23 protein-coding genes are annotated in these 25494 nt (G+C 65.6%); 15 read left to right on the top strand and 8 right to left on the bottom strand.

The genetic code is table 11. The features are described 5' to 3' along the window. Positions 1-9 precede the first annotated feature (9 nt). The 4 genes from IB268_RS26750 to thrS form a co-directional block, all read right to left on the bottom strand. Positions 10-411, bottom strand: coding sequence for a PTS sugar transporter subunit IIA (locus tag IB268_RS26750; protein ID WP_054458255.1), 402 nt, complete (start codon positions 409-411; stop codon positions 10-12). An 18-nt stretch (positions 412-429) separates the two neighbouring features. Continuing rightward, a complete protein-coding gene (gshB, locus tag IB268_RS26745) occupies positions 430-1401 on the bottom strand; it encodes a glutathione synthase (RefSeq protein WP_054458256.1) in 972 nt (323 codons plus the stop codon). A gap of 154 nt (positions 1402-1555) precedes the next feature. Then, complete coding sequence (gene infC, locus IB268_RS26740) at positions 1556-2107, bottom strand: translation initiation factor IF-3 (protein WP_080551054.1); 552 nt, start codon at positions 2105-2107, stop codon at positions 1556-1558. Positions 2108-2127: 20 nt separating this feature from the next. Then, entirely contained in the window at positions 2128-4080 is a 1953-nt protein-coding gene (gene thrS / locus IB268_RS26735; RefSeq protein WP_054458257.1) for a threonine--tRNA ligase, read from the bottom strand. Positions 4081-4669: 589 nt separating this feature from the next. On the opposite strand from thrS, the gene IB268_RS26730 reads away from it, so the two are divergent. Further along, positions 4670-5410: a response regulator transcription factor gene (locus tag IB268_RS26730; protein WP_054458258.1), complete on the top strand. Its 741-nt coding sequence runs from the start codon at positions 4670-4672 to the stop codon at positions 5408-5410. 30 nt (positions 5411-5440) lie between these two features. On the opposite strand, the gene hemN is transcribed toward IB268_RS26730, so the two are convergent. Further along, positions 5441-6871 carry an oxygen-independent coproporphyrinogen III oxidase gene (gene hemN, locus IB268_RS26725; RefSeq protein WP_175214312.1) on the bottom strand — a complete coding sequence of 477 codons (1431 nt, stop codon included), beginning with the start codon at positions 6869-6871 and terminating at the stop codon, positions 5441-5443. Positions 6872-7038: 167 nt separating this feature from the next. On the opposite strand from hemN, the gene IB268_RS26720 reads away from it, so the two are divergent. After that, positions 7039-7305 carry a hypothetical protein gene (locus tag IB268_RS26720; protein WP_054458311.1) on the top strand — a complete coding sequence of 89 codons (267 nt, stop codon included), beginning with the start codon at positions 7039-7041 and terminating at the stop codon, positions 7303-7305. A 7-nt stretch (positions 7306-7312) separates the two neighbouring features. Here the strand turns inward: IB268_RS26720 and IB268_RS26715 are convergent, their stop codons facing one another. Next, on the bottom strand, positions 7313-8806 hold the full coding sequence (locus IB268_RS26715) for a glycosyltransferase family 39 protein (RefSeq protein ID WP_370540040.1): 1494 nt from the start codon (positions 8804-8806) through the stop codon (positions 7313-7315). Between the two features lie 291 nt (positions 8807-9097). Between IB268_RS26715 and IB268_RS26710 the strand changes: the two genes are divergently transcribed. From IB268_RS26710 to IB268_RS26675, 8 genes are all read left to right on the top strand, one after another. Beyond that, on the top strand, positions 9098-9829 hold the full coding sequence (locus tag IB268_RS26710) for a FadR/GntR family transcriptional regulator (protein WP_054458261.1): 732 nt from the start codon (positions 9098-9100) through the stop codon (positions 9827-9829). 140 nt (positions 9830-9969) lie between these two features. Then, entirely contained in the window at positions 9970-11544 is a 1575-nt protein-coding gene (locus tag IB268_RS26705) for an ABC transporter substrate-binding protein (RefSeq protein ID WP_192355082.1), read from the top strand. A 102-nt stretch (positions 11545-11646) separates the two neighbouring features. After that, complete coding sequence (locus IB268_RS26700; RefSeq protein WP_054458263.1) at positions 11647-12654, top strand: ABC transporter permease; 1008 nt, start codon at positions 11647-11649, stop codon at positions 12652-12654. Further along, positions 12651-13490 (top strand): ABC transporter permease, encoded by an 840-nt coding sequence (locus tag IB268_RS26695; RefSeq protein WP_059380519.1) that lies wholly within the window; start codon positions 12651-12653, stop codon positions 13488-13490. Before IB268_RS26700 ends, IB268_RS26695 begins: the two co-directional genes overlap by 4 nt. 9 nt (positions 13491-13499) lie before the next feature. Continuing rightward, the gene (locus IB268_RS26690) at positions 13500-15131 is read left to right on the top strand and encodes an ABC transporter ATP-binding protein (protein ID WP_054458264.1); all 1632 of its coding nucleotides are present in this window, start codon (positions 13500-13502) and stop codon (positions 15129-15131) included. Positions 15132-15170: 39 nt separating this feature from the next. Then, positions 15171-15461, top strand: coding sequence for a cupin domain-containing protein (locus IB268_RS26685; RefSeq protein WP_054458265.1), 291 nt, complete (start codon positions 15171-15173; stop codon positions 15459-15461). A gap of 17 nt (positions 15462-15478) precedes the next feature. Next, positions 15479-16543: a histone deacetylase family protein gene (locus tag IB268_RS26680; RefSeq protein WP_192355081.1), complete on the top strand. Its 1065-nt coding sequence runs from the start codon at positions 15479-15481 to the stop codon at positions 16541-16543. A 14-nt stretch (positions 16544-16557) separates the two neighbouring features. Next, positions 16558-17445 carry a DMT family transporter gene (locus IB268_RS26675; protein ID WP_119451615.1) on the top strand — a complete coding sequence of 296 codons (888 nt, stop codon included), beginning with the start codon at positions 16558-16560 and terminating at the stop codon, positions 17443-17445. 10 nt (positions 17446-17455) lie between these two features. On the opposite strand, the gene IB268_RS26670 is transcribed toward IB268_RS26675, so the two are convergent. Continuing rightward, complete coding sequence (locus tag IB268_RS26670) at positions 17456-18481, bottom strand: LacI family DNA-binding transcriptional regulator (protein WP_054458268.1); 1026 nt, start codon at positions 18479-18481, stop codon at positions 17456-17458. Positions 18482-18613: 132 nt separating this feature from the next. On the opposite strand from IB268_RS26670, the gene IB268_RS26665 reads away from it, so the two are divergent. The 4 genes from IB268_RS26665 to IB268_RS26650 are packed head-to-tail and all read left to right on the top strand — an operon-like array spanning position 18614 to position 23358. After that, positions 18614-19156, top strand: a complete 543-nt coding sequence (locus IB268_RS26665; protein ID WP_054458269.1) for a TRAP transporter small permease — start codon at positions 18614-18616, stop codon at positions 19154-19156. Between the two features lie 42 nt (positions 19157-19198). Then, entirely contained in the window at positions 19199-20479 is a 1281-nt protein-coding gene (locus IB268_RS26660) for a TRAP transporter large permease (RefSeq protein WP_054458270.1), read from the top strand. A 22-nt stretch (positions 20480-20501) separates the two neighbouring features. Beyond that, positions 20502-21518 (top strand): TRAP transporter substrate-binding protein, encoded by a 1017-nt coding sequence (locus IB268_RS26655; protein WP_054458271.1) that lies wholly within the window; start codon positions 20502-20504, stop codon positions 21516-21518. A 58-nt stretch (positions 21519-21576) separates the two neighbouring features. Further along, entirely contained in the window at positions 21577-23358 is a 1782-nt protein-coding gene (locus IB268_RS26650) for an IlvD/Edd family dehydratase (protein WP_192353190.1), read from the top strand. 9 nt (positions 23359-23367) lie between these two features. Here IB268_RS26650 and IB268_RS26645 read toward each other — a convergent pair whose 3' ends face one another. Continuing rightward, complete coding sequence (locus tag IB268_RS26645) at positions 23368-23760, bottom strand: YbaN family protein (protein WP_119451614.1); 393 nt, start codon at positions 23758-23760, stop codon at positions 23368-23370. A 208-nt stretch (positions 23761-23968) separates the two neighbouring features. Here IB268_RS26645 and IB268_RS26640 point away from each other — a divergent pair, with 208 nt between their 5' ends. Then, the gene (locus IB268_RS26640; protein WP_119451613.1) at positions 23969-25465 is read left to right on the top strand and encodes a methyl-accepting chemotaxis protein; all 1497 of its coding nucleotides are present in this window, start codon (positions 23969-23971) and stop codon (positions 25463-25465) included. Positions 25466-25494: the final 29 nt, after the last annotated feature.

The following is a 25494-nucleotide window of genomic DNA, read 5'->3' as shown; positions in this document are numbered from 1 at the left end:
TTCCGCCCGTCAGTCTACACGTAAGACGCCCTGAAGCCCGCCGGCCAGCGCCTTCTCGCGGGTTTCGGCCAAGGGCAGATTGCGATAGGTCAGGGCCCGCAGCAGCATCGGGGTATTCAATCCGGCCAGCACGCAGCACTGGATGCCCTGGGCCTGGGCATCGGAGACGGCGCGCTTGGCGATATTGGCGGGCGTGGCGCCGATCAGATCGGTCAGCACCAGCACGCCCGCGCCATGTTCCTGCTCCAGGATGTCCTTCAGGACTTGCGGCGCCAGGTCGTCCGGCCGGTCTTCAGGCTGGATGTCGTGTATGGCCAGCATGCCGTCCAGGTTGCCCATGACGTGGCTGGCGCAATCGCGTATCGCCGCGCCCAGGGGCGCGTGCACGACGATGACTATACCGGTGGTCATGACAGGGATCCTGGCGGGTCAAGCGGCAGCGGCAGGGGTCGCCACGGCCTTTTCCAGCGCCTGGACGAACATGCCGGCGACGTCGAAACCGGTTTGCTCCGCGATTTCCACAAAACAGGTGGGGCTGGTGACGTTGACTTCAGTGACGTAATCGCCAATGACGTCCAGGCCGACCAGCAGCAGACCGCGGGCGGCTAGCTTGGGAGCCACGGCCTCGGCGATCTCGCGGTCGCGCGGGGAAAGTTCCTGGGCCACGCCGCGGCCGCCGGCCGCCAGGTTGCCACGGGTTTCACCGGCCAGCGGAATACGGGCCAGGGAGTACGGCACCGGCACCCCGCCGATCAGCAGGATGCGCTTGTCGCCCTTGACGATGTCGGGAATGTAGCGCTGCGCCATGATGGTGCGCGCGCCATTGTCCGTCAGCGTTTCCAGGATGGCGTTGAGGTTGGGATCCTTGGGCTGCAGCCGGAACACGCCCGTGCCGCCCATGCCGTCCAGCGGTTTGACGATGACATCGTGGTGCTCATCGTGGAACGCCTTCAGGCGGGCCATGCTGCGGGTCACCAGCGTGGGCGCGGTGAACTCGCTGATTTCGGTGATGGCCAGCTTTTCGGGATGGTTGCGGATCGCCGCGCCGCTGTTGAACACGCGGGCGCCTTGCGCCTCGGCATATTCGAGCAGGTGCGTGGAATAGACGTATTCCATGTCGAACGGCGGATCCTTGCGCATGACCACCGCGCCGAATTCCGCCAGCGGCAGATCCCGGGCGGCAGACTCGCGCCACCAGTCGTGGCCGTGCAGATCGGCGTCCGCGACCAGTTCGATGGGGGTGGCCGCGGTCTTGACCGTGCCCGCCTCGATATAGAGATCGCCCTGCATGGCCACGCTTAGCGTATGGCCGCGCGCCACCAGGGCGCGCATCATGGCGACAGAGCTGTCCTTGTACGCCTTGAGCAGCGGCAAGGGATCCAAAACGAACAATACATGCATCGCGACACCCTGAACGGACACCGCCTTCCCTCGCGGGAAGGCGGCTTTATGACATCGTAGCGCAGAGCCGCCCAATTAGCGAACCCGCCGGCGCCATGGCAGGCGGCAGATCGCACAGGCGGCGTAGCCTCCCTGGGGAGACTACGGCAGGAGCTCAGGCAGCCGACTCAGGCTTGCCCGCAGGCACGGCCTTTTTCTTCGGCGCCAGCACCATGACCATCTGACGGCCTTCGAGCTTCGGCATGGCTTCGACCTGGGCAAGTTCCAGCAGATCGTCGCGCACACGTTCAAGCACCCGCATACCGAGTTCCTGGTGGGCCATTTCGCGGCCACGGAAACGCAGCGTCACCTTGGCCTTGTCGCCTTCTTCGAGGAAGCGGCGCAGATTGCGCAGCTTGACCTGGTAGTCGCCCTCGTCGGTGGCCGGACGGAATTTGACTTCCTTGACCTGGATGACCTTCTGCTTGGAACGAGCTTCAGCTTGGCGCTTCTGCTCCTGGTACTTGAATTTGCCGTAGTCCATCAAACGGCAGACCGGCGGTTCGGCGTTCGGCGCGATTTCCACCAGATCCACGTCGCTTTGCTCGGAAAGACGGAAGGCGTCGGCAATCTTGACGATGCCGAGCTGTTCTCCGTCCAGACCTATCAGGCGCACCTCGGGGACGCGGATTTCACCGTTGATGCGATTGGCTTTTTCAGTGGCGATGTTGAAAGCTCCTAGAAATGTTAAGCAGCGCTGCTATCAGGATGAACGACGTCGCGACGGGTGGAAACGTCCTCGGACAAGCGCGCGACGAATTCGTCGTATGCGATGGCTCCGAGGTCCAATCCGCCCAGTCCGCGTACGGCTACAGTGCCGTTTTGCTTTTCCTTGTCGCCGACGACGAGGATGTACGGCACCTTTTGCAGGCTGTGCTCCCGAATTTTACGAGTGATTTTTTCACCGCGCAAATCGGACTCTACTCTAAAGCCTTGTTTTTTCAGGCTTTGCGTGATTTCAGCCGCATAATCGGCCGAAGGTTCGGAAATGCAGCATACGACGGCCTGCACCGGGGCCAGCCAGGGAGGCATGGCGCCGGCGTGGTTTTCGATCAGCATGCCGATGAAACGCTCCAGCGAACCGAGGATCGCGCGGTGCAGCATGACCGGCGGGCGGCGCTGGTCGTTCTGGTCCACGTACTCGGCGCCCAGGCGCACGGGCATGGAGAAGTCGACCTGGATCGTGCCGCACTGCCAGTGGCGGCCGATGGCGTCCTTCAGGGTGTATTCCACCTTGGGGCCATAGAACGCGCCCTCTCCCGGCGAGATCTCGAATTCGCAACCCGTGCGGCGCAGGCTCTCCATCAGGGCGGCTTCGGCCGTATCCCAGACTTCGTCCGTGCCGATGCGCTTTTCAGGACGCGTGGCGACCTTGTACAGCACTTCCGTGAAGCCGAAGTCGCGGTAGACCTTCTGCAGCAGCGCGGTGAAGTCGGCGCACTCGTCCTGCAGCTGTTCTTCGGTACAGAAGATGTGGCCGTCGTCCTGCGTGAAGCCGCGCACGCGCATCATGCCGTGCAGCGAGCCCGAGGGCTCGTTGCGGTGGCACTGGCCGAATTCGCCGTAGCGCAGGGGCAATTCGCGATAGGAATGCAGGCCGGCGTTGAAGATCTGCACGTGACCGGGGCAGTTCATCGGCTTCAGGCCGTAAACGCGGTTCTCGGACTCCGTCGTGAACATGTTTTCACGGTAGTTGTCCCAGTGGCCCGTCTTCTTCCAGAGCGAAATATCGAGGATCTGCGGCGCCTTCACTTCCTGGTAGCCGTTGTCGCGGTAGACGGAGCGCATGTATTGCTCCACCTGCTGCCACAGCGCCCAACCCTTGGGGTGCCAGAAAATCAGACCAGGGGCCTCGTCCTGGAAGTGGAACAGGTCCAATTCGCGGCCGATCTTGCGGTGGTCGCGGCGCTCGGCCTCTTCCAGCATGTGCAGGTAGGCTTCCTGTTCTTCCTTGGTTGCCCAGGCCGTGCCGTAGATGCGCTGGAGCATCTCGTTCTTGCTGTCGCCGCGCCAGTAGGCGCCGGCAACCTTCATGAGCTTGAAGACCTTCAGCTTGCCCGTGGACGGCACGTGGGGGCCGCGGCACAGGTCGATGAAGTCGCCTTCGCGGTACAGGCTGAGCGGCTCGTTCGACGGAATCGAGGCGATGATCTCGGCCTTGTACTTTTCGCCGATGCTCTTGAAGAATTCGACGGCGTCGTCGCGCGACCATTCCTCGCGCGTGACGACCTCGTCCTTCTTGGCGAGTTCGGCCATCTTTTTCTCGATGGCGGCCAGGTCTTCGGGCGTGAACGGGCGCTTGTACGAGAAGTCGTAGTAGAAGCCGTTGTCGATCACCGGACCGATGGTGACCTGCGCATCCGGAAACAGCTCCTTGACGGCATAGGCCAGCAAGTGCGCCGTCGAGTGGCGGATCAGATCCAGGCCGTCGGCGTCCTTGGCGGTGACGATGGCCAGGCGCGCGTCGCCCTCGATGCGGAAGCTGGTGTCGACCAGCCTGGAGTCCGAGCCCTCAAACGTCACGCGGCCGCCCAAGGCGGCCTTCGCCAGGCCCGTACCGATCGATTGCGCCACTTCGGCAACCGTTACCGGCCCCGGATATTGGCGCTGCGAACCATCGGGCAATGTGATCTGTACCATCGGGAGTGCTTCCTGGGGGGTTCTGGGAACTAAACAAACAAATTACGGAAACGAAAAACGCGGCCTGAGAGCCGCGTTCCTTGGATTGTCTTGCTGAGTCCTACCGCTGACCTGACACGGTGAAACCCGACGCACGAAAACTTAACGCGACATAGGGCGAAAGTTCCGGGTCGTAGTTCGTGCCAGCGGGTAAAACATGGTGTCTGGACCTAATGATGCTCGCCGCAGCGGCAGGGATCAAAAACAGCAAACAATGCACTGCGCAACAGAAGCTGTGCTTATCGTCGACGATTGTATCACTATTTACGCCTTTTCCGTGGCTAAAGCGCCACAGCGCTCCCTGGAGCGCGTGCGAGGTGCGCCCGGCGGCGCCATAACTCAAAAACTCATCTGCCGTCGCGGCCTAAATCCCGGCTGTTGCACGCGTGCTTCTCGCATATATGACAGGTCGACGGTGCAACAGTCTGATATTGGCGCGATTCATCTCCCGCGGGCCATGCGAAAACGTAATCTGCCTTCGCAAATTCAGGACACCCGCGACCTGCGCAATCGACCGCCGGCGTTCCCCCATCCTGCATGTGGAGCATCGATGAAAACTGTCTCAGCGCTCACCCTCAAAGCGCCCCCGCACATCAACCCCGAGCCCGCCGAAAGCGGCGACCGCCCGGGCACGCGCCGGCACCTGCTCCTGTCCCGGCCGCCGCCTCTCATCAAGGTGGCGATCCTGGACGACCACCCCGTGGTTGCCGTGGGCGTGGGCGCCTACCTGGAGAGCCGGCCAGGCTTCCGGGTGGTGCACCGGGAGACCTCGGCACGGTCCCTCCTGGAGAAACTTACCCACTCACCCTGCGAAGTCGCCCTGGTCGATTTCTACCTGCCCCTGGAACCCTGGGACGGCGTGAACTATCTGCGGCGCCTGCGCCGCTACCACCCCGGGATGGCGCTCATCACCTTCTCGGCGGGCAGCCGCCAGGAAACCCAGTACGCGGCGTTCCGCGCAGGCGCGAATGGCTATTTCGCCAAGGAATGCGGCATGGTGCTGCTGCCGGAGATGATCCGCGGCGTATTGGCGGGCAAGGAAGAGTTCCTCACGGTGCAGGACGGCAAGATCCGGCCGCAGCAGCCGACGCATCCTCACGCGGCATTGACGACTTCGGAAGTGGAGATACTGCGCCACATCAGCCTAGGGCTGTCCGTCACGCAGATCTCGGCGCGGCTGATGCGCAGCAAGAAAACGATCAGCACCCACAAGCGCCGCGCCATGCGCAAGCTGCAGTTGTCCGACGATTTGTCGCTGGCGCTTTATCTGCGGGAGAAGTTCGCCGAATGAGCGCCGCCGGGCTCTGCGCGACGCCGCGGCTCAGATGATCCGCGAGTAGCTGGCCGCGGTGCCCGGCGCCCGCAGGTAGCCGTCGAACGCCATGGCGACGGCTCGCACGAAGTACCAGCCCAGGCCGGTCACCTGCAGTTCGCCGGGGTGCAGGTTGACCAAGCCCAGCTCGGCCAGATTCGCCATCTGCAGCAGTTCCGGGCCAAAGCTGTCGGCGAACCGCAATCCGTGGCGCGCCTCTATCCGGCTGTAGTCCACGCGGCCCTGGCACATGATGTCCATGATGATCTCGCGGCGAACCAGATCATCCGTGCTCAGCGCCAACCCTCTTTCGACGGCGAAGCGCCCTGCTTCGATTGCCGCGTAATACTCGTCCAGGACTTTGGCGTTCTGGCTGTAGGTATTGCCGATGCGGCCGATCGCGGACACGCCCAGCGCGACCAGGTCGCGGTCGGGCTGCGTGCTGTAGCCCTGGAAGTTGCGGTGCAGCTCCCCCTTGCGCTTGGCGATCGCCAGCGCATCGGTTTCCAGCGCGAAATGGTCCATGCCGATATAGGCGTAGCCCTGCTTCAGAAAACCATCGATGGCGGCGCTGAGCAGCCCCACCCGCGTCTCCCTGTCGGGTAGGTCGGCCTCGTTGATGCGGCGCTGCGGCTTGAAGCGCGCGGGCAGGTGGGCGTAGGCATACAGCGCGATGCGGTCGGGCCGCAGCGCGATGACCTGAGCGATCGTGCGGGCAAAGGACTCCGTGGTCTGCAGCGGCAGGCCATAGATGAGATCCACGTTGACCGAGGCATAGCCCAACGCCCGGGCGCTCTGCATCAGCGCCCGCACGTCCTCGAACGACTGCATGCGGTGCACAGCGGCCTGCACCCGGGGATCGAAATCCTGCACGCCGAAACTCAGGCGATTAAAGCCCAGTTCGCGCATATGGGCCAGGCGGTCGGGCGTGGCGGTGCGCGGATCTACCTCGATCGAGATTTCCGCGTCGGGTTCGAAGCGGAAGGCGCGTCGCAGGTTCTCCATCAGACGCGACAATTCCTCGTCGGACAAAAAGGTCGGCGTGCCGCCCCCGAAATGCAACTGCGATACGGGTACGCCCTCGCCCAGTTCGCGCACATGCAGCTCGATCTCGGCCGCCAGGGCGTCCAGATAGCGGGCGGCGCGGTCGTGGTGGCGAGTCACCACCTTGTTACAGGCGCAGTAATAACAGACCGATTCACAGAACGGGATGTGCACGTAGAGCGACAAAGGCTCGGCCGGCGCCGTCGCGCGGCGCTGCTGCAGCGCCTGCCGGTACTCCTGCTCGCCGAAGCCGCCGTGATACCGGTCAGCCGTGGGATACGAGGTATAGCGGGGCCCGTTCTTGTCCAGCCGCGCCAGCAATTGCGGCGGGAACAATGGGCTGGCGGCGGAGGGCTCGCGGGATTCTGTCTGTGACGGGCGTAGGGCGGCTTGCATACCTGGAATTATTCGCCTGTGCCGGCCAGTCCGGGTTGATCTTGCGCAAACGCCAGCGTGTTGCCCCCCGCCAGTCCACCTGCCCACCCAGAGAACACCCCGCGGCGCTGGCGGCCTCGCCCCCGTAAAATGCGCCTGTCACAAAGATGCACAACAAGGAAACCATCATGGGCACTGAACTGGACGGCCGCCTGCTCGCCATGCGCCAGGCGCTGGCGATCGCCATCGCCCTCTCGACCCGCAGCAGCCCCCAGGCCACCGACATGGCGCTGGAACTGCTTAATGACCTGAAGGCAAGCATGGACAACGCTCCTTCGGACAGCCCGTTCGAGAAGCCGGAATGGGTAGCGGGCGCGCACGACGAACTGGACGGCATCGCGCGCCTGGTGCGCGCCTTCACGCAGACGCCTGAACCGGACGACGAGGCGCAATAGCCTGCCCCTAGGGGCGAGGCACGCCAGACGCCGTGCCGCAAAGCCGGGAAGACGGCGTCACACGCCAGTGCAGGCCAGGAAAATCCTTTCCAACGGCGACAAACCCCGCTCCGGGCGTTCTCGGTTCCAGCTCCAGCTCCAATGCGCCGCAAGCCTCGGCCACGTCTTTCGGCACCCAGGGACTGAAACGGAGCTGTCCGTCTATCAGCACCAGCGGCTGTTCCGGCAGCCTCAGGGCCAGCGCGCCGGCCTCGGCCGGCGGCCCCGATATCACCCTGACCGGCCCGCCAAGCGCCGCTTTGGCGGGTTCGTGCACAGCCAGGGCCAGCGCCCGGGAATCGAAATAGCGCCAATCCGACGCCTTGCGCGCAAGCCCCGCCCCGCCCGGCGACGTCAGCCCGACCCGGACCATCAACAGCGCCTGGACCAATGCAAATACCGCCACGGCATCGCGCGGCCGCACGCGCTCCCAGACGCCGCCACGCAGCAGTTCCATCATCGCCGGCGCCATGAACAGCAGATAAGGCGTGCCCCAGTGCAGTTGCACATGGGAACCGCTGGCAAGCGTCATGATGCTGACGAACACCAAGGGCGTAAAACCGAACGACAGCAGGATGGCGCGGCCCGCATCGCGCGGCGGCGCTTCTGCCGTCACAGCAGCCACCGCGGCGCGGCGGCGCGCCAACCAGCACCAGACGCCCAGGAACACCCACGCAGGCAGCGCGCGGTTCAGCATCTGATCGCCCCACCACCGCGCCACTTCCGCCGCGCGCTGAACCCAAGGCAGGCCGGCGGCCAGCGATGAAGTCATCGCGTAGTTCAGGGGTTCGAAGCCGTTGTACGCCAGCCACCAGAGATGCGGCGCGAAGACCGCCAGCGCGGTCAACCCCGCAACCTGCAGCCCGAACCGGTGCACGGAGTCGCGCCAGCCGCGCTGGCTCAGCCAGAAGACCAGCACGGCGGCGCCCGTCACCGCGCTTTGGTACTTGGACAGAGCCCCCAGGCCCAGGCACGCGCCCAGCACGATCCACCAACCGATCCGGCGCGTGGTCCAGGCTTTCCAGCACGCGACGGCGCAGCCCACCGCCAGGGGAATCAGCACGATCTCGTGGTTGTAGAAATGCAGACGGCCGTTGTAGAAGGTGATGCACAGGCCGGCCAGCAACGCCGCCCGCGCATGGCCGCTGCCGCGCATGCCCCGCAGCCAGCGCCACAACAACGCGAAGGCGCCCAGGGTGCAGAGCGCACCGACGATGTAGCTCGTCCACGCCGACCAGCCCAGCAATTGCACCGCTGGCCACAGCAGCCAGGTCGGCAGAGGCGGATGCTTGTAATAGCCCCATTCCAGGCTGCGCACCCAGGTCAGTTGCTCGATATTGTCGGTCGGCGGCGCGAGGGCCGCCTTGTCCAGCAGCGTCAACCACGCCAGGGCGAAGACCGCCATGCCCAAGCCTATCCACCAGCCCTCGGGCCGGAACGCCCGCTTCGTCACTTCCTGCACGTCCTACCCCTTCCTGCCGCCGCAGCGCGCTGCCTTGCCACATGCCCGGTATCGGGCGCAACGGAGTATGGGATGGCGTCCGCCCGCAACAGCGGGGCTTCTGTGCGGGATTTGTCTGGAAACTGTAAAGCGCCCGAGACATTCCTAGCTGGCCTGACCACTTCAAAGAAAGAGGTGGAATCCCTGTGATCGTTTTCCCTTGAAATAGAAAATTTCCCTTCTTATTCAAGGATGAGATGCCTATATTTGGTGGCCTGACCACTTGGCTCTCCGTTCCCGCCCCTATCGTCGATGAACACCTTCCAAGCTGCCGCCGTCACCCGCCTGTACCGAGTCATCGCCGACCAGATCGCCGGCCGGATCCGGGCCGGGGAATTCCCCCGCGGCGGGCGCCTGCCTTCTGAGCGGGAGCTGGCCGAACAGCTGCAGGTCAGCCGCGCGTCTATCCGCGAGGCACTGATCGCGCTGGAAATAGAAGGCTATGTCGAGGTGCGCGTGGGCACCGGGGTGTTCGTCACTGCCATCCGGGAAGCCGCCGCTCCCGCGTACGCCGCGCCAGGACAGGACGGCATCGGCCCGTTCGACCTGCTGGAAGCGCGCATGCTGATCGAACCCGAGTGCGCGGGCATGGCCGCGCAGCATGGGTCGCCCGCCCAGATTGCCGCCATCCGCGACGCCCACGAGGGCATGTCGCTGGGCAACTCGCCCGGCCGCCACGACCGCGAATTCCACAACGCCATTGCCGCGGCTTGCGGCAACGCCGCAGTAGCGGCCTCGGTGGCCCATCTGTGGGAATTGACGCAGGCCAGCCCCGTGTACAGCCGCATGGAGGATTACTTCGTCGACACCAAGGTCTGGGCCATCGCCCATGCCGAACACCAGCGCATCCTGACGGCCATACAGGCGCGCGATCCGATCCGCGCGCGCCATGCCATGCATGCGCATCTGCTAGGCATCCTGGCCCGCCTGCGGGAAGACTTTGGCGACGAGAACGGCGCTCCGCAATGGTGCGCGGCACGCTGAAGAGCACCTGTACGAAGCATTGTTGTAGCGGCTCCACCCGTAGTACCCCTGAAAACACAGGTGGCATGAGGTTTGCTTGCCAGTGCACGGCATCCGCGACGCGGACACCTGTCAGACCCTTTCCAGCCCGGAGGCTCGCAGTGAAATCGAAGAAATGGTTCTCCCTAAGCATCGGCGCACTGGTCCTCGCGGCCGCGCTGCCCGCCACGCAAGCCCTGGCGCAGACCAAGGGCGGCACGCTGAACATGATCGTCCAGCCCGAACCGCCGGTGATTGTCACCGCCATCAATCAGCAGGGGCCCACGCAGTTCGTCGCCGGCAAGATCTACGAGAGCCTGCTGACCTACTCCACCGATCTGAAGCCCCAGCCCGGCCTGGCCAAGTCGTGGGACGCCTCGCCCGACGGCCTGTCCTACACCTTCCACCTGCAGGACAACGTCAGGTGGCATGACGGCAAGCCCTTCACGTCCGAGGACGTGGTGTTCTCGCTGGCGGACATGCTGCCCAAGACCCATGCGCGCGCCCGCGTGATCCTGAACAAGTTCGTGGAATCGGTGCAGGCGCCGGACGCGAAGACGGTCGTCGTCAAACTGAAGACGCCCTTCCCGGCCTTCATGCTGATGTTCGAACCGGGCTTTGCGCCCATGATGCCCAAGCACATCTATGCCGGCACCGACTACATGACCAATCCCGCCAACCAGAAGCCGGTCGGCACGGGCCCGTTCATGTTCAAGGAATGGAAACGCGGCGAATACATCAAGCTGACCCGCAACCCCGACTACTGGAAGCCCGGCAAGCCCTATCTGGATGAACTGGTGTTCAACGTCATCCCCGACTCGGCCTCGCGCGCGGTGGCTTTCGAGCGCGGCAGCGTGGACGTGCTGCGCGGCGGCGACGTGGACAACGTCGACATCAAGCGCCTGCGCGCCCTGCCCAAGGTCGAATACACCACGGCCGGCTGGGAGATGTTCTCGCCCCAGGCCTACCTGATCTTCAACATGCGCAAGCCGCCCTTCGACAACCTGAAGGTGCGCCAGGCCGTGATGGCGGCCATCAACCGCAACATGGTGGTCAACAACATCTTCTTCGGCCTGGGCAAGGTGTCCACCAGCCCCTTCGTCACCACCGAGATGTTCTATGACAAGAACATGCCGCCGCTGGCGTTCGACATGAAGAAGGCGCGCGCGCTGATCAAGGAATCCGGCATCAAGCCCGAGGATTACACGATCCGCCAGCTGAGCTTCCCCTACGGCTCCACCTGGGACCGCCTGGGCGAATACACCAAGCAGGCGCTGGAGCAGCTGGGCTTCAAGGTCAACCTGGAAGCCACCGACGCCGGCGGCTGGGCCAGCCGCACGGGCAACTGGGACTTCGACATGACGACCACCTTCACCTACCAGTACGGCGATCCCGCGCTGGGCGTGCAACGGCTGTATGTCTCGTCGAACATCGTCAAGGGTTCGCCCTTCGCCAACGTGCAGGGCTACAGCAATCCGGAGACCGACAAGCAATGGGAGGCGGCCGCTTCCGAGGTGGATCCCGCCAAGCGCCAGGAGCTCTACACCAAGCTGCAGACCACGCTGGTCAATGAGATCGCCAACGGCTTCCTGGTGGACATGGAGTTTCCCACGCTCTACCGCGGCAACGTCAAGAATCTGGTCAAGACCGCCATCGGCCTGAACGAGAGCTTCGACGACGTGTACATCGAAAAGTAAGCGCCGCAGGACGCCGCCGCGGCAGGCTTGCCGCGGCGGCGGATGCCGGCCGGACAACGGCTGCCCCAGGCAGGCCGCGCCCGACCAGAGAGGACCCCGAGCATGAAATTCCTGTCTTTCCTCGTTTCCCGCATCGGCAAGGCCCTGGTGGTCGTGCTGGGCGTGGTAATCATCAATTTCTTCCTGATCCGCCTGGCCCCCGGCGACCCCGCCGCCGTGCTGGCGGGCCAGGCCGGCGCGGGCGACGCCGCCTACGTCGAACAATTGCGCGTGGCCTTCGGCCTGGACAAGCCCATCCTGACCCAGCTGATGCTGTACCTGAAGGGCGTGGTGCAACTGGACCTGGGTTTCTCGTACCGCAACCATGTGCCGGTGCTGGACCTGATACTGGAACGCCTGCCCGCCACCTTCCTGCTGATGTCCTGCGCCTTCGTGTTCTCCATCGTGCTGGGCGTCTTCCTGGGCGTGGTGGCGGCCAAGGCCCGCTACCGCAACAAGCGCCGCTGGATCGACAGCTCCGTCATGACGGGCGCCCTGGTGCTGTACGCCACGCCGCTGTTCTGGCTGTCGCTGATGGGCATCCTGCTGTTCTCGGTGGTGCTGGGCTGGCTGCCGGCCTTCGGCATGGAGACCGTGGGCGCCAACCTGAAGGGCTGGGCGCGCGCGGGCGACATCGCCCAGCACCTGATCCTGCCCACCGTGACGCTGGGCTGCTTCTTCATGGCGGTCTACGTGCGGCTGACCCGCGCCTCCATGCTGGAAGTGATAGGCATGGATTTCGTCAAGACGGCGCGCGCCAAGGGCGTAAGCCCCGGCCGCGTGATCCGCGCCCACGTGCTGCGCAATGCGCTGCTGCCGGTCATCACCTTCGCCGGCATCCAGCTGGGGCAGATGGCGGGCGGCGCGGTGCTGACCGAAACCGTGTTCGCCTGGCCCGGCATCGGCAGGCTGATGTTCGACGCGCTGCTGCAGCGCGACTACCAGCTGCTGCTGGGCATCTTCCTGGTCACCTCCATCATGGTGGTGGTGTTCAACCTGCTGACCGACGTGCTGTACCGACTCATCGATCCGCGCATCGGCGCGGGCGCGCAGCAAGGAGCCGCCGCATGAAGTCATTTGCCCGGCGCTACATGCGCAATTACGGAGCGGTGGCCGGACTGGCCATCATGCTGGTCGTGATCGTCGTGGCCCTGGCCGCGCCGCTGCTGTATGAAGAATCCCCCTGGATGATGGTGGCGGATCCGCTGATTCCGCCGTTCACCAATGCCGACTACCCCTTCGGCACCGACATGCTGGGCCGCGACATCACGGCCGGGCTGGTCTGGGGCGCCCGGGTCTCGCTGATGGTGGGCCTCTTGTCGACCGCCGTGGCGCTGGTCTTCGGCATCGTGGTCGGCTCGGTGGCAGGTTACTGCGGCGGCCGGGTTGACGACGCGCTGATGCGCTTCACCGAGTTCTTCCAGACCATCCCGCAGCTGGCCATGGCCGTGGTGCTGGTGGCGATCCTGAGTCCATCCGTCTATTCCATCATGGGGGCCATCGCGGTGGTGTCGTGGCCGCCGGCCGCGCGGCTGGTGCGCTCGGAGTTCATGACGCTCAAGCAGCGTGAGTTCGTGCAGGCCGCCATTGTCATCGGGCAGACGCCGGCCCGCATCGTCGGCACGCAGATCCTGCCCAACGCCATGTCGCCCATCATCGTGTCGGCGTCGTTCATGGTCGCCACCGCGATTCTGACGGAATCGTCGCTGTCCTTCCTGGGACTGGGCGACCGCAACCTGATGAGCTGGGGCTTCATGATCGGCGCGGCCCGCACCATGATCCGCGAAGCCTGGTGGATGAGCGTCTGGCCCGGCGTGGCGATCCTGCTGACCGTGCTGGCCATCAACCTGATCGGCGAAGGCCTGAACGATGCCCTCAACCCGCAGCTGCGCAAGCGCGGCGAATAGGAGGACGGCATGAACGCTTCCACTCCTTTGCTATCCATCCAGAACCTGAGCATCGCCCTGCCCAAAGGCGGCGACCGCCCTTATGCCGTGCAGGACGTGTCGTACGACATCCGCGCCGGCGAGATCCTCTGCATCGTCGGCGAATCGGGCTCGGGCAAGTCCATGAGCGCCAACGCCATCATGGGCCTGCTACCCGACTACCTGACGCCGCAGCAGGGCCGCATCCTGTTCCGCGGCCAGGACCTGCTGCGGCAGGACGAAGCCACGCTGCAAGCCATGCGCGGCAAGGACATGGCGATGATCTTCCAGGAGCCCCTGTCGGCGCTCAACCCGCTGATGACGGTAGGCGAGCAGATCAGCGAAGTCATGCGCGTGCACAACGCGTATCCGGGCGCGCAGCGCATGGCCCGCACGCTGGAGCTGCTGGCCTTCGTAGGGCTGCCCGACCCCGCCACGCTTTACCACGTCTACCCATTCCGCCTGTCGGGCGGACAGCGCCAGCGCGTGATGATCGCCATGGCCCTGGCGCTGGAGCCTGCACTCCTGATCGCCGACGAACCGACCACCGCGCTGGATGTCACCACCCAGGCGCAGATCCTGGCGCTGATCGCCCGCATCCAGAAAGAAAAAGGCATGGGCGTGATGTTCGTCACCCATGACTTCGGCGTGGTGGCCGAAATCGCGCACCGGGTCGCCGTGATGGAAAAAGGCGTCCTGGTCGAACAGGGGCCGGCGGACGAAGTGCTGAACCGGCCCCGCCACCCCTACACGCAACGCCTGATCGCGGCCGTGCCGCACCGCCGTGGCGCCGAGCGCGAGTCCGCCCCGCACGACCAGCCCGTGCTGGACGTGCGCGACTTGAAGAAGACCTACGTGGTGGGCCGCGGCTGGCTGGGCGGCAAACGCGAGGTTCACGCGGTCGACGGCGTCAGCTTCAGTGTGCGGCGCGGCGAGACGCTGGGCATCGTGGGCGAATCGGGCTCGGGCAAGTCCACCATCGGCAAATGCCTGCTCAAGCTGGTGGGCATCAACGGCGGGCAGTTGATCTTCAACGGCCAGGACATCGCCGCCATGCCGGAATCGCGCTTCCGGCCGCTGCGCCACGACATCCAGATGATCTTCCAGGATCCGTTCGCCTCGCTCAACCCGCGCCATACCGTCGGCCGCATCATCAGCGACGGCCCCGTCGCCAACGGCGTGCCACGCGCCCAGGCCGAAGCGCGGGTGCGCGAGCTGCTGTCGCTGGTCGGGCTGGACCCGTCGGCCTTCGATCGCTATCCCAACCAGTTTTCGGGCGGACAGCGCCAGCGCATCGGCATCGCGCGCGCGCTGGCGCTGGAGCCCAAGGTGCTGGTGGCCGACGAATCAGTGTCGGCGCTGGACGTCTCGGTTCAGGCGCAAGTACTGCAGCTATTGCACGATTTGCAGCAACGCCTGAAGATCGCACTGGTCTTCATCACCCACGATTTGCGCGTGGCGGCCCAGATCTGCAATTCCGTGCTGGTCATGCATCGCGGCAAGGTGGTCGAGTACGGCTCGCCCGCGCAGATCTTCGACAACCCGCAACACGCCTATACGCGGCAGCTGATCGCCGCGGTCCCCGGCCAGCACTGGGACCCGACCAAGGCGCAAGCGGCCTGAAGCGCACAAGAATATTCATACTTCCAAGGAGAACGCCCCATGCAACGCCCCGCCGCCATACCGACCGTGCAGATCGACAATGACATGGTCACCGTCACCGAATGGCGCTTCCCGCCCGGCGGCGAAACGGGATGGCACCGCCATGGAATGAACTACGTGGTGGTCCCGCAGACCACCGGCCCGCTCTTGCTGGACACGCCCGACGGCGAAATCACCAGCCAGCTCACCACCGGCGTGGCCTACTACCGGCCCGTGGGTGTAGAGCACAACGTGATCAATCCCGGCGACACGGAGTTCGTGTTCGTCGAAATCGAACTCAAGCACGCATAACGCCAGCGAGGGCAGCCATGAAGGCGTTTTTCTCGGAAGAGCAGCTGCTGCATACGCCGCGGCAGTTCATGCGGCTTGGGCGCATCAGCGCGCCCACCGATCTGCCGGCACGGGCGGAAAGCCTGCAAGGCGCGCTGGCCGCGCGCGGCATCCGCGTCCAAGCGCCGGCTGACTACGGCCGCAAGCCGCTGCAGGACATCCACAGCCCGGACTACCTGGACTATCTGGAATCGGCCTATGCGCGCTGGCAGGCCCTGCGCTCGCCTGGCGTGGATCCGGGCCCCGAAGTGCTGCCCAATCTTTCGCCGTACTACAACGGCCGCATCGAACTGGCTGGCCGCGGCCCCTGCCCATCGCCCTCCATCGTGGCCCAGACTGGCTACTACCTGAGCGATCTATCGTGTCCCATCGGGCCGCAGACCTGGCGCTCGGCGCTGCGCTCCACGCATAGCGCGGTGGCCGCCGCCGACCACGTCGCCAGCGCCGGGGGCATGGCCTATGCCTTGTGCCGGCCCTCGGGCCACCATGCCCACCGCGACCGCGCGGGCGGCTTCTGTTATCTGAACAGCAGCGCGGCCGCGGCTAACCGGTTGCTTCAGACCTGGTCCAAGGTGGCGGTGCTGGACGTCGACGCCCACCATGGCGATGGCACGCAGAACATTTTTTATCAGCGCGGCGACGTCATGACGGTATCCCTGCACGCCGACCCCGCCGGCTACTACCCCTTCTATACCGGCTATGCGCATGAGCGCGGCTACGGCGCGGGTGAAGGCTGCAACCTGAACCTGCCGCTGCCGCACGGTTCGGGCAACGACACCTTCCTGCAGGCACTGGATACGGCGCTCGCCGCCCTGACCGGCTACGCGCCGCAGGCGCTGGTGCTGGCCCTGGGCTTTGACACCTACAAGGACGATCCCATCAGCGTGCTCAAGCTCGACATCGATGCCTACCGCGACATCGGCGCGCGCGTCGCCAGCCTGGGACTGCCCACCGTGATCGTGCAGGAAGGCGGCTACATGGTCGAGGCCATCGGCCCGGCTCTGGACGCGTTCCTGCAGGGCGCGGGCCAGGCGGCAGCCTGAGTCCTCCCGCCCACATGAGCTCCGTTCCCATCGCGTTACCCTCGCCCGCCGCCGCGCGCCAGACGGGCATCCTGCTGTTCTTCGCAGCGTTGGTGGCCTTTGCCACCTTCGATGCGGGGTCCAAGCACATGCTGGCGCGCTACCCTGCGCCCTTCCTGAACATCATGCGCTATTCGGCGGTGGCCGTGCTGGCGGTGGCGCTGTTGTGGCGGCACCGCGGCGGACTGCGTCTGCGCGATGCGCCCGAAAAGCCGCTGTTGATCCTGCGTGGCCTGCTGCTGGCCACGGTCGGTACCTGCTTCATGACGGCGCTGATCTGGATGCCGCTGTCGGAAGCCACCGCCATCTACTTCACATCGCCTCTGATCATGGTGGCGCTGTCGCCCTGGCTGCTGGGCGAGCGGGTGCGACCCGCCCAGTGGACAGCGGTGGCGGCGGGCTTTGGCGGCATGCTGCTGATCGTGCGGCCGGGCTCCAACCTGCCGTGGCTGGGCACGCTGCTGATGGCGGTGTCCGCGGTCAGTTACGCAGTGTTCCAGGTGCTGACGCGCAGGCTCTCGGGCAAGGTGCCCGGGCCCATCCAGTATGCCTACACGGCCTTCATCTGCCTCGTCGTCACCGGGCTGCCGGCGCCCTTCTTCCTGCCGGATCCGTGGCCGGATCTTGCCGACATGCTTTTCATCGTCGGCTTGGGCGCCTGCAGCGGATTGGCGCAAATCTTTCTGATATCCGCCTTCCAGCGTGTGGCGGCGGCGACCCTGGCGCCCCTGAACTACTTCCAGCTGCTGCTGGCGGTGCTGTTCAGCACCTTCTGGTTCCAGCGCCCGCCCGATGGGCTGGCCCTGGCCGGCATGGGGTTGATCATCGCCTCCGGCGTATTCCTGGCGCTGCGCCGGGGCTGAGGCTTGGCGTTCAGCTGGTTTCGCGCTGCACCAGCTTGAAGCCCAGGTCCACATGGCGCTCGGCGACGGGCTCGCCGGCCAGATGGCGCATCAGCAGGCCCGCGGCCGATACGCCGATCTGGTAGCGCGGCGTGGCGATGGTCGACAGCGGCGGCGTGGTCCAGGCCGTGCCCGCCACGTCGTGGAAGCCGACGATGGCCATGCGTTCCGGCACCGGCACGCCCAGCCTTCCGCACTGGAACACCGCCCCCTGGGCCAGGTCATCGTTGCAAAAGAACAGCGCATCGCAGTCGGGATGACGTTCGCGCAGCGCTTCCAGCAGCGAGGCTCCCAGGCCGATGGATGATTTCTCCGGCGTCATGATTTCCAGCGCCGCGTCATACAGGCCCGCATCCCGCAGCGCCTGGCGGCAGCCTTCGCAGCGGCGCAGCGACCTCGGATCCAGTTGCGCGCCGACGATGCCGATACGGCGGTAGCCCCGCTCCACCAGATGGCGGCCCGCGGCATAGCCGGAATCGAATTGCGAAAAACCCACGCTCATGTGCTCGCCGCCGTCCAGCGTCTCGATCGTGTGCACGGTGGGAATGCGCTGCGTGTCCAGCAGGTCCCATACGCCAGGGTTGTGGTCGATGCCGGTCAGGATCAGGCCGTCGGGCGCGTGCTGCAGGTACTTGCGCAGCAGAGCCTCCTCCTCGTCCAGTGAATAGCCGGTCACGCCGATCAGCATGTGGTAGCCGTGCCGGTCCAGCTCTTCCTTGATCCCCGCGATGATGTCGACGAACACCACGTTGCTCAGCGACGGAATCAGCGCCACGATGGTCTGCGAACGCGCCGACGCCAGCGCGCTGGCCGCATGGTTGGGCACGTAGCCCAGTTCCTGGCACACCCGCGCGATGCGCAGCCGCAGTTCTTCCGCCACCTTGTCCGGCGTGCGCAAGGCGCGCGATACCGTGATCGCGCTCACGCCCACGCGGCGCGCGACATCCTGCATGGTGACGCGGCCGGCGCGTGAACTGCGGGGTTTACGGATGGACATCGGTCCTCGGCATGGGTTGGTGAGCGCGTAGTCTGACGCAAAAAACTGGGGCTTGCCAAACGCAAAATGTTAGCGCTAACATTTTGCACAGCATAACCCTAAAAAATTCCGGGAAACGGATAGGAGACAAGCATGCAAGCTTCCCCACCGGGGCGGCCTGGCGGCACGCCGCTGGCCCGCGCCGCCAATTGGTGCTTCGCGCTGCAGACCTGGCTGATGGTGACCTGTCTGGCCGTCATGGTGGTGCTGCTGTTCGGCAACGTCGCGCTGCGCTACCTGTTCAACTCCGGCATCAACGTCTCTGATGAGATCTCGCGGCTGGCCTTCGTCTGGATGATCTTCCTGGGCTCGGTGATAGCGCTGCGCTCGCATCAGCACATCGGCGTCACCATGCTGGTCGAACGCTTCGGCCCCGCTGCCCGTCGCGCCTCGCACGTGTTCTGCCAGTTGCTGACGCTGTGGGTGCTGTGGCTGATGGCCGAGGGCAGCTGGACCCAGACCGTCATCGGCCTGGACACCGTGCTGCCTGTCACCGGCATGTCGCTGGCGGTGTTCAACGCCGCGGCCCTCTATGCGGCCGCCGCCATGGGCATCCTGACCTTGATCGATCTGGTGCGCGTCCTTGCGGGCGGGCCCTTGCCGGCGGAATCCAGCCCCGAAGACCCGCTGGTCTGACGGCTCCGCCTCCAACTCCCCTACCCCGCCCGGACGCCCGCAATGATCCTGACCGTTTTCCTGCTCGTGCTGCTGGGGCTGATCGCCCTGGGCATGCCTATCGCCTTCGCGCTGCTGCTCAGCGCGATCGCCATGATGTTCCAGCTGGACTTTTTCGATACCCAGATCCTGGCGCAGAACATGCTGTCTGGCGCCAACAGCTTCACCCTCATGGCGGTGCCGCTGTTCATGCTGGCCGGCGAACTGATGAACGCCGGCGGCATTTCGCGCCGTATCGTCAATCTGGCCAGCACCTTCGTGGGCCACATCCAGGGCGGCCTGGGCTACGTGGCCATCTTCGCCAGCGTGCTGCTGGCCGCGCTGTCCGGCTCGGCCGTGGCCGACGCCGCTGCGCTGGGCTCGCTGCTCATCCCCATGCTGCGCGAAAGGGGCTACGACGCGGGCCAGGCCTCCGGGTTGATCGCGGCCGGCGGCATCATCGCGCCCATCATTCCGCCCTCGATCTCGTTCATCATCTTTGGCGTCGCCACCAACGTGTCGATCACCAAGCTGTTCTTCGCCGGCATCGCGCCCGGACTGATGATGGGCCTGACCCTGGTCGCCGTATGGACCTGGGTGGCGCGCAAGCACGGCAGCATAAAGCCCTCGCCGCGCGAACCCTGGAGCAAGCGCTGGAAGGCGCTGCGCGAATCGCTATGGGCCCTGATGCTGCCCGTCATCATCATCGGCGGCTTGCGCGGCGGCATCTTCACGCCGACCGAGGCGGCCGTCGTCGCCGCGGTCTACGCGCTGCTGGTCAGCCTGTTCGTCTACCGCGAAATCGGCGTGCGCGACCTGGCGCCGCTCTTCATCAACGCCGCCAGCACCACCGCCATCGTCATGTTCCTGGTGGCCGCCGCCATGGTCTCGTCCTACATGATCACTCTGGCCGACATGCCGCAGGACCTGATCGCGCTGCTGGAACCCGTGCTGGACCAACCCAAGCTGCTGATGTTCGCCCTGCTGGTGCTGCTGACGCTGGTGGGCACGGTGATGGACCTGACGCCCACCATCCTGATCCTGGCGCCGGTGCTGATGCCGGTGGTCACCAAGGCCGGGATCGACCCCGTCTACTTCGGCGTGATGTTCGTCATGGTGGGTTGCGTGGGCCTGCTGACGCCGCCGGTGGGCACCGTGCTCAACGTGGTTTGCGGCGTCGCCCGCATCAATATGGAAACCATCTGCAGGGGCGTGTGGCGCTATGTCGTCGCCTACACGCTGCTGCTGATCCTGCTGGTGATCTTCCCCGAGCTGATCACCGTCCCCGCACGCTGGATGCATTAGAAAAACCCCAAGGAGGAGCACCATGATCACCCGTTTCAAGACCCGCATTCTTGTCCTGGCGACGGCGCTGTCCTGCGCCGTCGCCGGCGTCGCGTCCGCCGCCGACGTCAAACCTCGCCTGATCCGTTTCGGCTATGGCCTGAACGAGGAAAGCGTCCAGGGGCGCGCCGCGCGCCACCTGGCGCAGGAGCTGGAAAAAATCAGCGGCGGCAAGCTCAAGATGAAGACCTTCGGCTCGGCCAACCTGGGCTCGGACGAGCAGATGCAAAGCGCGCTGGTGGGCGGCGTGCAGGAAATGATGGTGGGGTCCACCGCGCCCCTGGCCGGCATGGTCAAGGAGTTCGGCGTGTTCGACCTGCCCTTCCTCTTCAACAGCGAAAAGGAAGCGGACGCCGTGCTGGACGGGCCTCTGGGCCAGGACATGCTGAAAAAGCTGGAAGCCAAGGGCATCATCGGCCTGGTCTATTGGGAAAACGGCTTTCGCAACATGACCAACTCCAAGCGCCCCATCGCGCGCGCGGAAGACCTGCAAGGCATCAAGCTGCGCGTGATGCAGAACCAGATCGCATTGGGCGTCTTCAATACGCTGGGCGCCAACGCCGTGCCCATGCCGTTCTCCGAGCTGTTCACCGCGCTGGAAACCCGCACCGTGGACGGCCAGGAAAACCCCATCACCACCATCCAGAGCAGCAAGTTCTACGAGGTTCAGCCCTATCTGACCATCACCCGCCACGTCTACACGCCCTGGGTGGTGCTGGCGTCCAAGAAATGGTGGGACACCCTGTCGCCGGAAGAACAGAAGCTGATCCGCCAGGCGGCCGCATCCTCGCGCGACTTTGAGCGCCAGGACAGCCGTGCGGACTCCCAAAAGGCCATGACCACGCTGGAAAAGGCCGGCATGAAGATCAACACGGTCTCGCCCGAAGAGATCGCGCGCATGCGCCAGAAGGTGCAGCCGGTGGTCGACAAGTACACGCAGGACCTCGGCCCAGAGCTGGTCAAGCAGCTCAACGACGAGATCCAGAAGGCGCGCAACTAAGCCTTTGCGGCCCGCACGCGCGCCGGGCCGCCACGCAACCGCTGTAAACGAGAATCCCATGTCCCAGACTCCCCGCAAGCTGCGCAGCCAGAAGTGGTTCGACGATCCGGCCCACGCCGACATGACGGCCATCTATGTCGAGCGCTACCTCAACTACGGCCTGACGCGCCAGGAACTGCAATCTGGGCGGCCGATCATCGGCATCGCTCAGACCGGCAGCGACCTGGCGCCCTGCAACCGGCATCACCTGGCGCTGGCCGAGCGCATCAAGGCCGGCATCCGCGACGCGGGCGGCATCCCCATGGAGTTTCCCGTGCACCCGCTGGCCGAACAGGGCCGGCGCCCCACCGCCGCGCTGGACCGGAACCTGGCCTATCTGGGCCTGGTAGAGATCCTGCACGGCTATCCGCTGGACGGCGTGGTCCTGACCACCGGCTGCGACAAGACCACGCCCGCCTGCCTCATGGCCGCGGCCACCGTGGATATTCCCGCCATCGTGCTGTCCGGCGGGCCGATGCTGGACGGCTGGCACGACGGCCAGCGCGTCGGCTCCGGCACGGTCATCTGGCATGCGCGCAATCTGATGGCCGCGGGCAAGCTGGACTACGAAGGCTTCATGACGCTGGCCACGGCGTCGTCGCCGTCCGTCGGCCACTGCAACACCATGGGCACGGCGCTGTCGATGAACTCGCTGGCCGAAGCGCTGGGCATGTCGCTGCCCACCTGCGCCAGCATTCCCGCGCCGTACCGCGAGCGCGGCCAGATGGCCTACGCCACCGGGCTGCGTATCTGCGACATGGTGCGCGAGGACTTGCGCCCGTCCCACATCCTGACGCGGCAGGCTTTCGAGAACGCCATCGTCGTGGCCTCGGCGCTGGGCGCCTCCAGCAACTGCCCGCCGCACCTCATCGCCATGGCCCGCCACGCCGGCATCGACCTGAGCCTGGACGACTGGCAGCGCTTGGGCGAAGACGTGCCGCTGCTGGTCAACTGTGTACCTGCGGGTGAGCATCTGGGCGAAGGCTTTCACCGCGCGGGCGGCGTCCCGGCGGTGTTGCACGAACTGGCGGCAGCAGGCCGCCTGCATACCGATTGCGGCACCGTGTCCGGCAAGACCATCGGCGAGATCGCGGCTACGGCCAAGACCAACAATGCGGACGTCATCCGCAGCTGCGACGCGCCGCTCAGGCATCGCGCGGGATTCATCGTCCTCTCGGGCAACTTCTTCGACAGCGCCATCATCAAGATGTCGGTCGTCGGCGAAGCCTTCCGCCACGCCTATCTGTCGGAGCCCGGTTCAGAGAACGCCTTCGAGGCGCGCGCCATCGTCTTCGAAGGCCCCGAGGACTACCACGCGCGCATCGAAGACCCCGCCCTGAACATCGACGAGCACTGCATCCTGGTGATCCGCGGCGCCGGCACCGTCGGCTACCCCGGCAGCGCGGAAGTGGTCAACATGGCGCCGCCCTCGCATCTGCTCAAGCGCGGCATAGACTCCCTGCCCTGCCTGGGCGACGGCCGCCAGAGCGGCACCTCGGCCAGCCCTTCGATCCTGAACATGTCGCCGGAAGCCGCGGTGGGCGGTGGCCTCGCGCTGTTGCGCACGGGCGACCGCATCCGCGTCGACCTGAACCAGCGCACGGTCACCGCCCTGGTGGATGAAACAGAAATGGAACGCCGCAAGCTGGAGCCGCCCTACCAGGCGCCGGAATCTCAGACGCCGTGGCAAGAGCTATACCGGCAACTGGTCGGCCAGCTTTCAACCGGCGGCTGCCTGGAGCCCGCCACCTTGTATCTGAAGGTCGTGGAAACGCGGGGCGATCCCCGGCATTCGCATTGACGCCGGCGGCTACCGCGCTTGTCCGCTGCCGGCCTGCGGCCCCTGCGGCGCCGGCCGCGTGACAACATAGGCCGCGCTAGCCAGGAAGAACACGGCCACACCGGCGGCCAGCATCCAAGACGGATGCGCGCCCCACCAGAACAGCATATAGCCCAGCGCCATGCCCAGGCAGGCGTAGGTCTTGCCCTTGCGCGATACGGCGCCCTGATCCCGCCAGGCGCGCAGGGCGGGACCGTAGGTCGGGCTATCCAGCAGCCATTTCTCGAGACGCGGCGAAGAGCGCGAAAAGCAGGCCACCGCCAGGATCAGGAAAATGGTCGTAGGCATGACGGGCAGAAACGCGCCGATCACACCCAATGCCAGCATCAGGCAACCCAGGCAGAGCCACAGTACTCTCATCATGATGGGCAGCAGGATATCCCAGGTTTTCCGCTCGCTTCAAACGCGCCGCGCAAAGCGCCGGTTTTCCGGCCGCCGGTATGGGGCGGATCACTTGGCCGCGTCGCGGCAACAGTAGAGAATAATTTGGAATATATATTCACAAATTGGAATTATTGAATAAAAATCGAACGTGCGCGGGTCCCCGCGCTTCCCGTAGCAAGGAACTGCCATGCGCAACGCAAGCGATTTGCTGGAAGACTCTTACCGCCGCACCGACCGGGCGATGCTGCCTCTGCTCTGGCTGCTGTTTGCCGTCGGACTGTGCTTGGCCCCTCAATACGGACGCTGGGGCGCCGCCATCGGCGTCGGCTTGGCCGCCGCAGGCATACCGTCGCTGTTGATACTCTGGCGGCCCGGCCGCTTGAGTACCCGCCTGGTCGTGGCCTGTAGCCTGATGGTGCTGGCCGCGCTCCATATCCATCTGATGTCCGGCATGGCCGAGATCCATTTCGGCATCTTCGTGCTGCTCTCGCTGCTGCTGGCCTATCGCGACTGGCGCACCATCCTGTGCGCGGCCGTCGTCATCGCACTGCACCACCTGTCCTTCAACTTCCTGCAGCAATGGGGCTACGGAACAATTTGCTTCACCGAGCCGAGCCTGCCCATGGTGCTGTTGCACGCAGCCTATGTGGTGGTGCAGGCTGCCGCGCTAGGCTGGCTGGCCTGGAAAATGGAACGGGCCGCGGTGGCGGCCGAGGAACTGGCCCGACTCAGTGCGCATATCGGCCGTGAGGCTGGCGTGTTCGACCTGCGCTTTGGCGGCATGAGCATGGACAGCAGCCTGGGCCGCAGCTTCAAGGCCACGATGGACGCCGTGCACCGGACCCTGAGCGGCGTAAGGAACACCGCCACCGCCCTTTCCGCCGCCTCGCGCGACATCATGCAGGACAACCAGCAGCTCGAAGAACGCACCCGGACCCAGGCCGACTCCCTGGAGCGGACCGTTGCATCGATGCGCGACCTGGCCGCCAACGTCCATGACAACGCCGGCAACGCCTTGCAGGCCCGGCAGCTGAGCGACGAAGCGCGGCGCATCGCGGACACGGGCAGCGCCGCGGTAGCGGGCGTGGCGACGGTGATGGGAGAAATCCAGCAGGAAGCCAACAAGATCTCCGAAATCACCGGCTTGATCGACAGCATCGCATTCCAGACCAACATCCTCGCCTTGAACGCGGCGGTGGAAGCAGCCCGCGCCGGTGAAAGCGGGCGAGGCTTCGCGGTCGTCGCCACCGAGGTCCGCGCGCTGGCCCAACGCAGCGCCAGCGCCGCGCGCGAGATCCGCACCCTGATCGACGGCTCGCTGGAGAAGACCAGCAGCGGTTTCCGCCAGGCCGACCATGCCGCCGGCGTGATCCGCGAAGTCGTGGCCAGCATCGAGCGCGTGGCCACCATCGTCGGTCAGATCGGCGACGCGGGCCGGGCCCAGAGTACGGACATCGACGAAGTCAACCAGGCCGTGACGCAAATGGACGAACTGACCCGGCAGAACGCGGCCCGGGTAGCCCAGGCCGCCGACGCCTCGGCGGCCCTGCAATCGCAGGCGACCGAGCTGCTGCAAGCCGTGGGCGTATTCCGCCTGCAGGATGAACGGCAGCCGCAAGCGCAGTCCGCCCCGAGGGCGGCCGCTCCAGCGCGCACCGCGCCGCTGGCGCTGGCGAGCGGCTGAGACCCGGATTTGCGCGAAACGCCTGCCGC

The sequence above is a fragment of the Achromobacter sp. ACM01 genome (assembly GCF_014851745.1).
In the GTDB taxonomy this organism is placed as follows: Bacteria; Pseudomonadota; Gammaproteobacteria; order Burkholderiales; family Burkholderiaceae_B; genus Achromobacter; species Achromobacter aegrifaciens.
The sequence above is the reverse complement of the archived record's forward strand: the minus strand, read 5'-3'. Positions and strand labels throughout refer to the sequence as shown.

Excerpts from the sequence above, each read along its gene's own strand:
- IB268_RS26670 (WP_054458268.1), bottom strand. The coding sequence starts at position 18,481 with ATGTCCATCCGTAAACCCCGCAGTTCACGCGCCGGCCGCGTCACCATG.
- IB268_RS26710 (WP_054458261.1), top strand. The coding sequence starts at position 9,098 with ATGAACACCTTCCAAGCTGCCGCCGTCACCCGCCTGTACCGAGTCATC.
- IB268_RS26720 (WP_054458311.1), top strand. The coding sequence starts at position 7,039 with ATGGGCACTGAACTGGACGGCCGCCTGCTCGCCATGCGCCAGGCGCTG.
- thrS (WP_054458257.1), bottom strand. The coding sequence starts at position 4,080 with ATGGTACAGATCACATTGCCCGATGGTTCGCAGCGCCAATATCCGGGG.
- hemN (WP_175214312.1), bottom strand. The coding sequence starts at position 6,871 with ATGCAAGCCGCCCTACGCCCGTCACAGACAGAATCCCGCGAGCCCTCC.
- IB268_RS26675 (WP_119451615.1), top strand. The coding sequence starts at position 16,558 with ATGAGCTCCGTTCCCATCGCGTTACCCTCGCCCGCCGCCGCGCGCCAG.
- IB268_RS26640 (WP_119451613.1), top strand. The coding sequence starts at position 23,969 with ATGCGCAACGCAAGCGATTTGCTGGAAGACTCTTACCGCCGCACCGAC.
- gshB (WP_054458256.1), bottom strand. The coding sequence starts at position 1,401 with ATGCATGTATTGTTCGTTTTGGATCCCTTGCCGCTGCTCAAGGCGTAC.
- IB268_RS26750 (WP_054458255.1), bottom strand. The coding sequence starts at position 411 with ATGACCACCGGTATAGTCATCGTCGTGCACGCGCCCCTGGGCGCGGCG.
- IB268_RS26700 (WP_054458263.1), top strand. The coding sequence starts at position 11,647 with ATGAAATTCCTGTCTTTCCTCGTTTCCCGCATCGGCAAGGCCCTGGTG.
- IB268_RS26655 (WP_054458271.1), top strand. The coding sequence starts at position 20,502 with ATGATCACCCGTTTCAAGACCCGCATTCTTGTCCTGGCGACGGCGCTG.
- IB268_RS26680 (WP_192355081.1), top strand. The coding sequence starts at position 15,479 with ATGAAGGCGTTTTTCTCGGAAGAGCAGCTGCTGCATACGCCGCGGCAG.
- IB268_RS26690 (WP_054458264.1), top strand. The coding sequence starts at position 13,500 with ATGAACGCTTCCACTCCTTTGCTATCCATCCAGAACCTGAGCATCGCC.
- IB268_RS26695 (WP_059380519.1), top strand. The coding sequence starts at position 12,651 with ATGAAGTCATTTGCCCGGCGCTACATGCGCAATTACGGAGCGGTGGCC.
- IB268_RS26685 (WP_054458265.1), top strand. The coding sequence starts at position 15,171 with ATGCAACGCCCCGCCGCCATACCGACCGTGCAGATCGACAATGACATG.
- IB268_RS26730 (WP_054458258.1), top strand. The coding sequence starts at position 4,670 with ATGAAAACTGTCTCAGCGCTCACCCTCAAAGCGCCCCCGCACATCAAC.
- IB268_RS26660 (WP_054458270.1), top strand. The coding sequence starts at position 19,199 with ATGATCCTGACCGTTTTCCTGCTCGTGCTGCTGGGGCTGATCGCCCTG.
- IB268_RS26665 (WP_054458269.1), top strand. The coding sequence starts at position 18,614 with ATGCAAGCTTCCCCACCGGGGCGGCCTGGCGGCACGCCGCTGGCCCGC.
- IB268_RS26650 (WP_192353190.1), top strand. The coding sequence starts at position 21,577 with ATGTCCCAGACTCCCCGCAAGCTGCGCAGCCAGAAGTGGTTCGACGAT.
- IB268_RS26645 (WP_119451614.1), bottom strand. The coding sequence starts at position 23,760 with ATGATGAGAGTACTGTGGCTCTGCCTGGGTTGCCTGATGCTGGCATTG.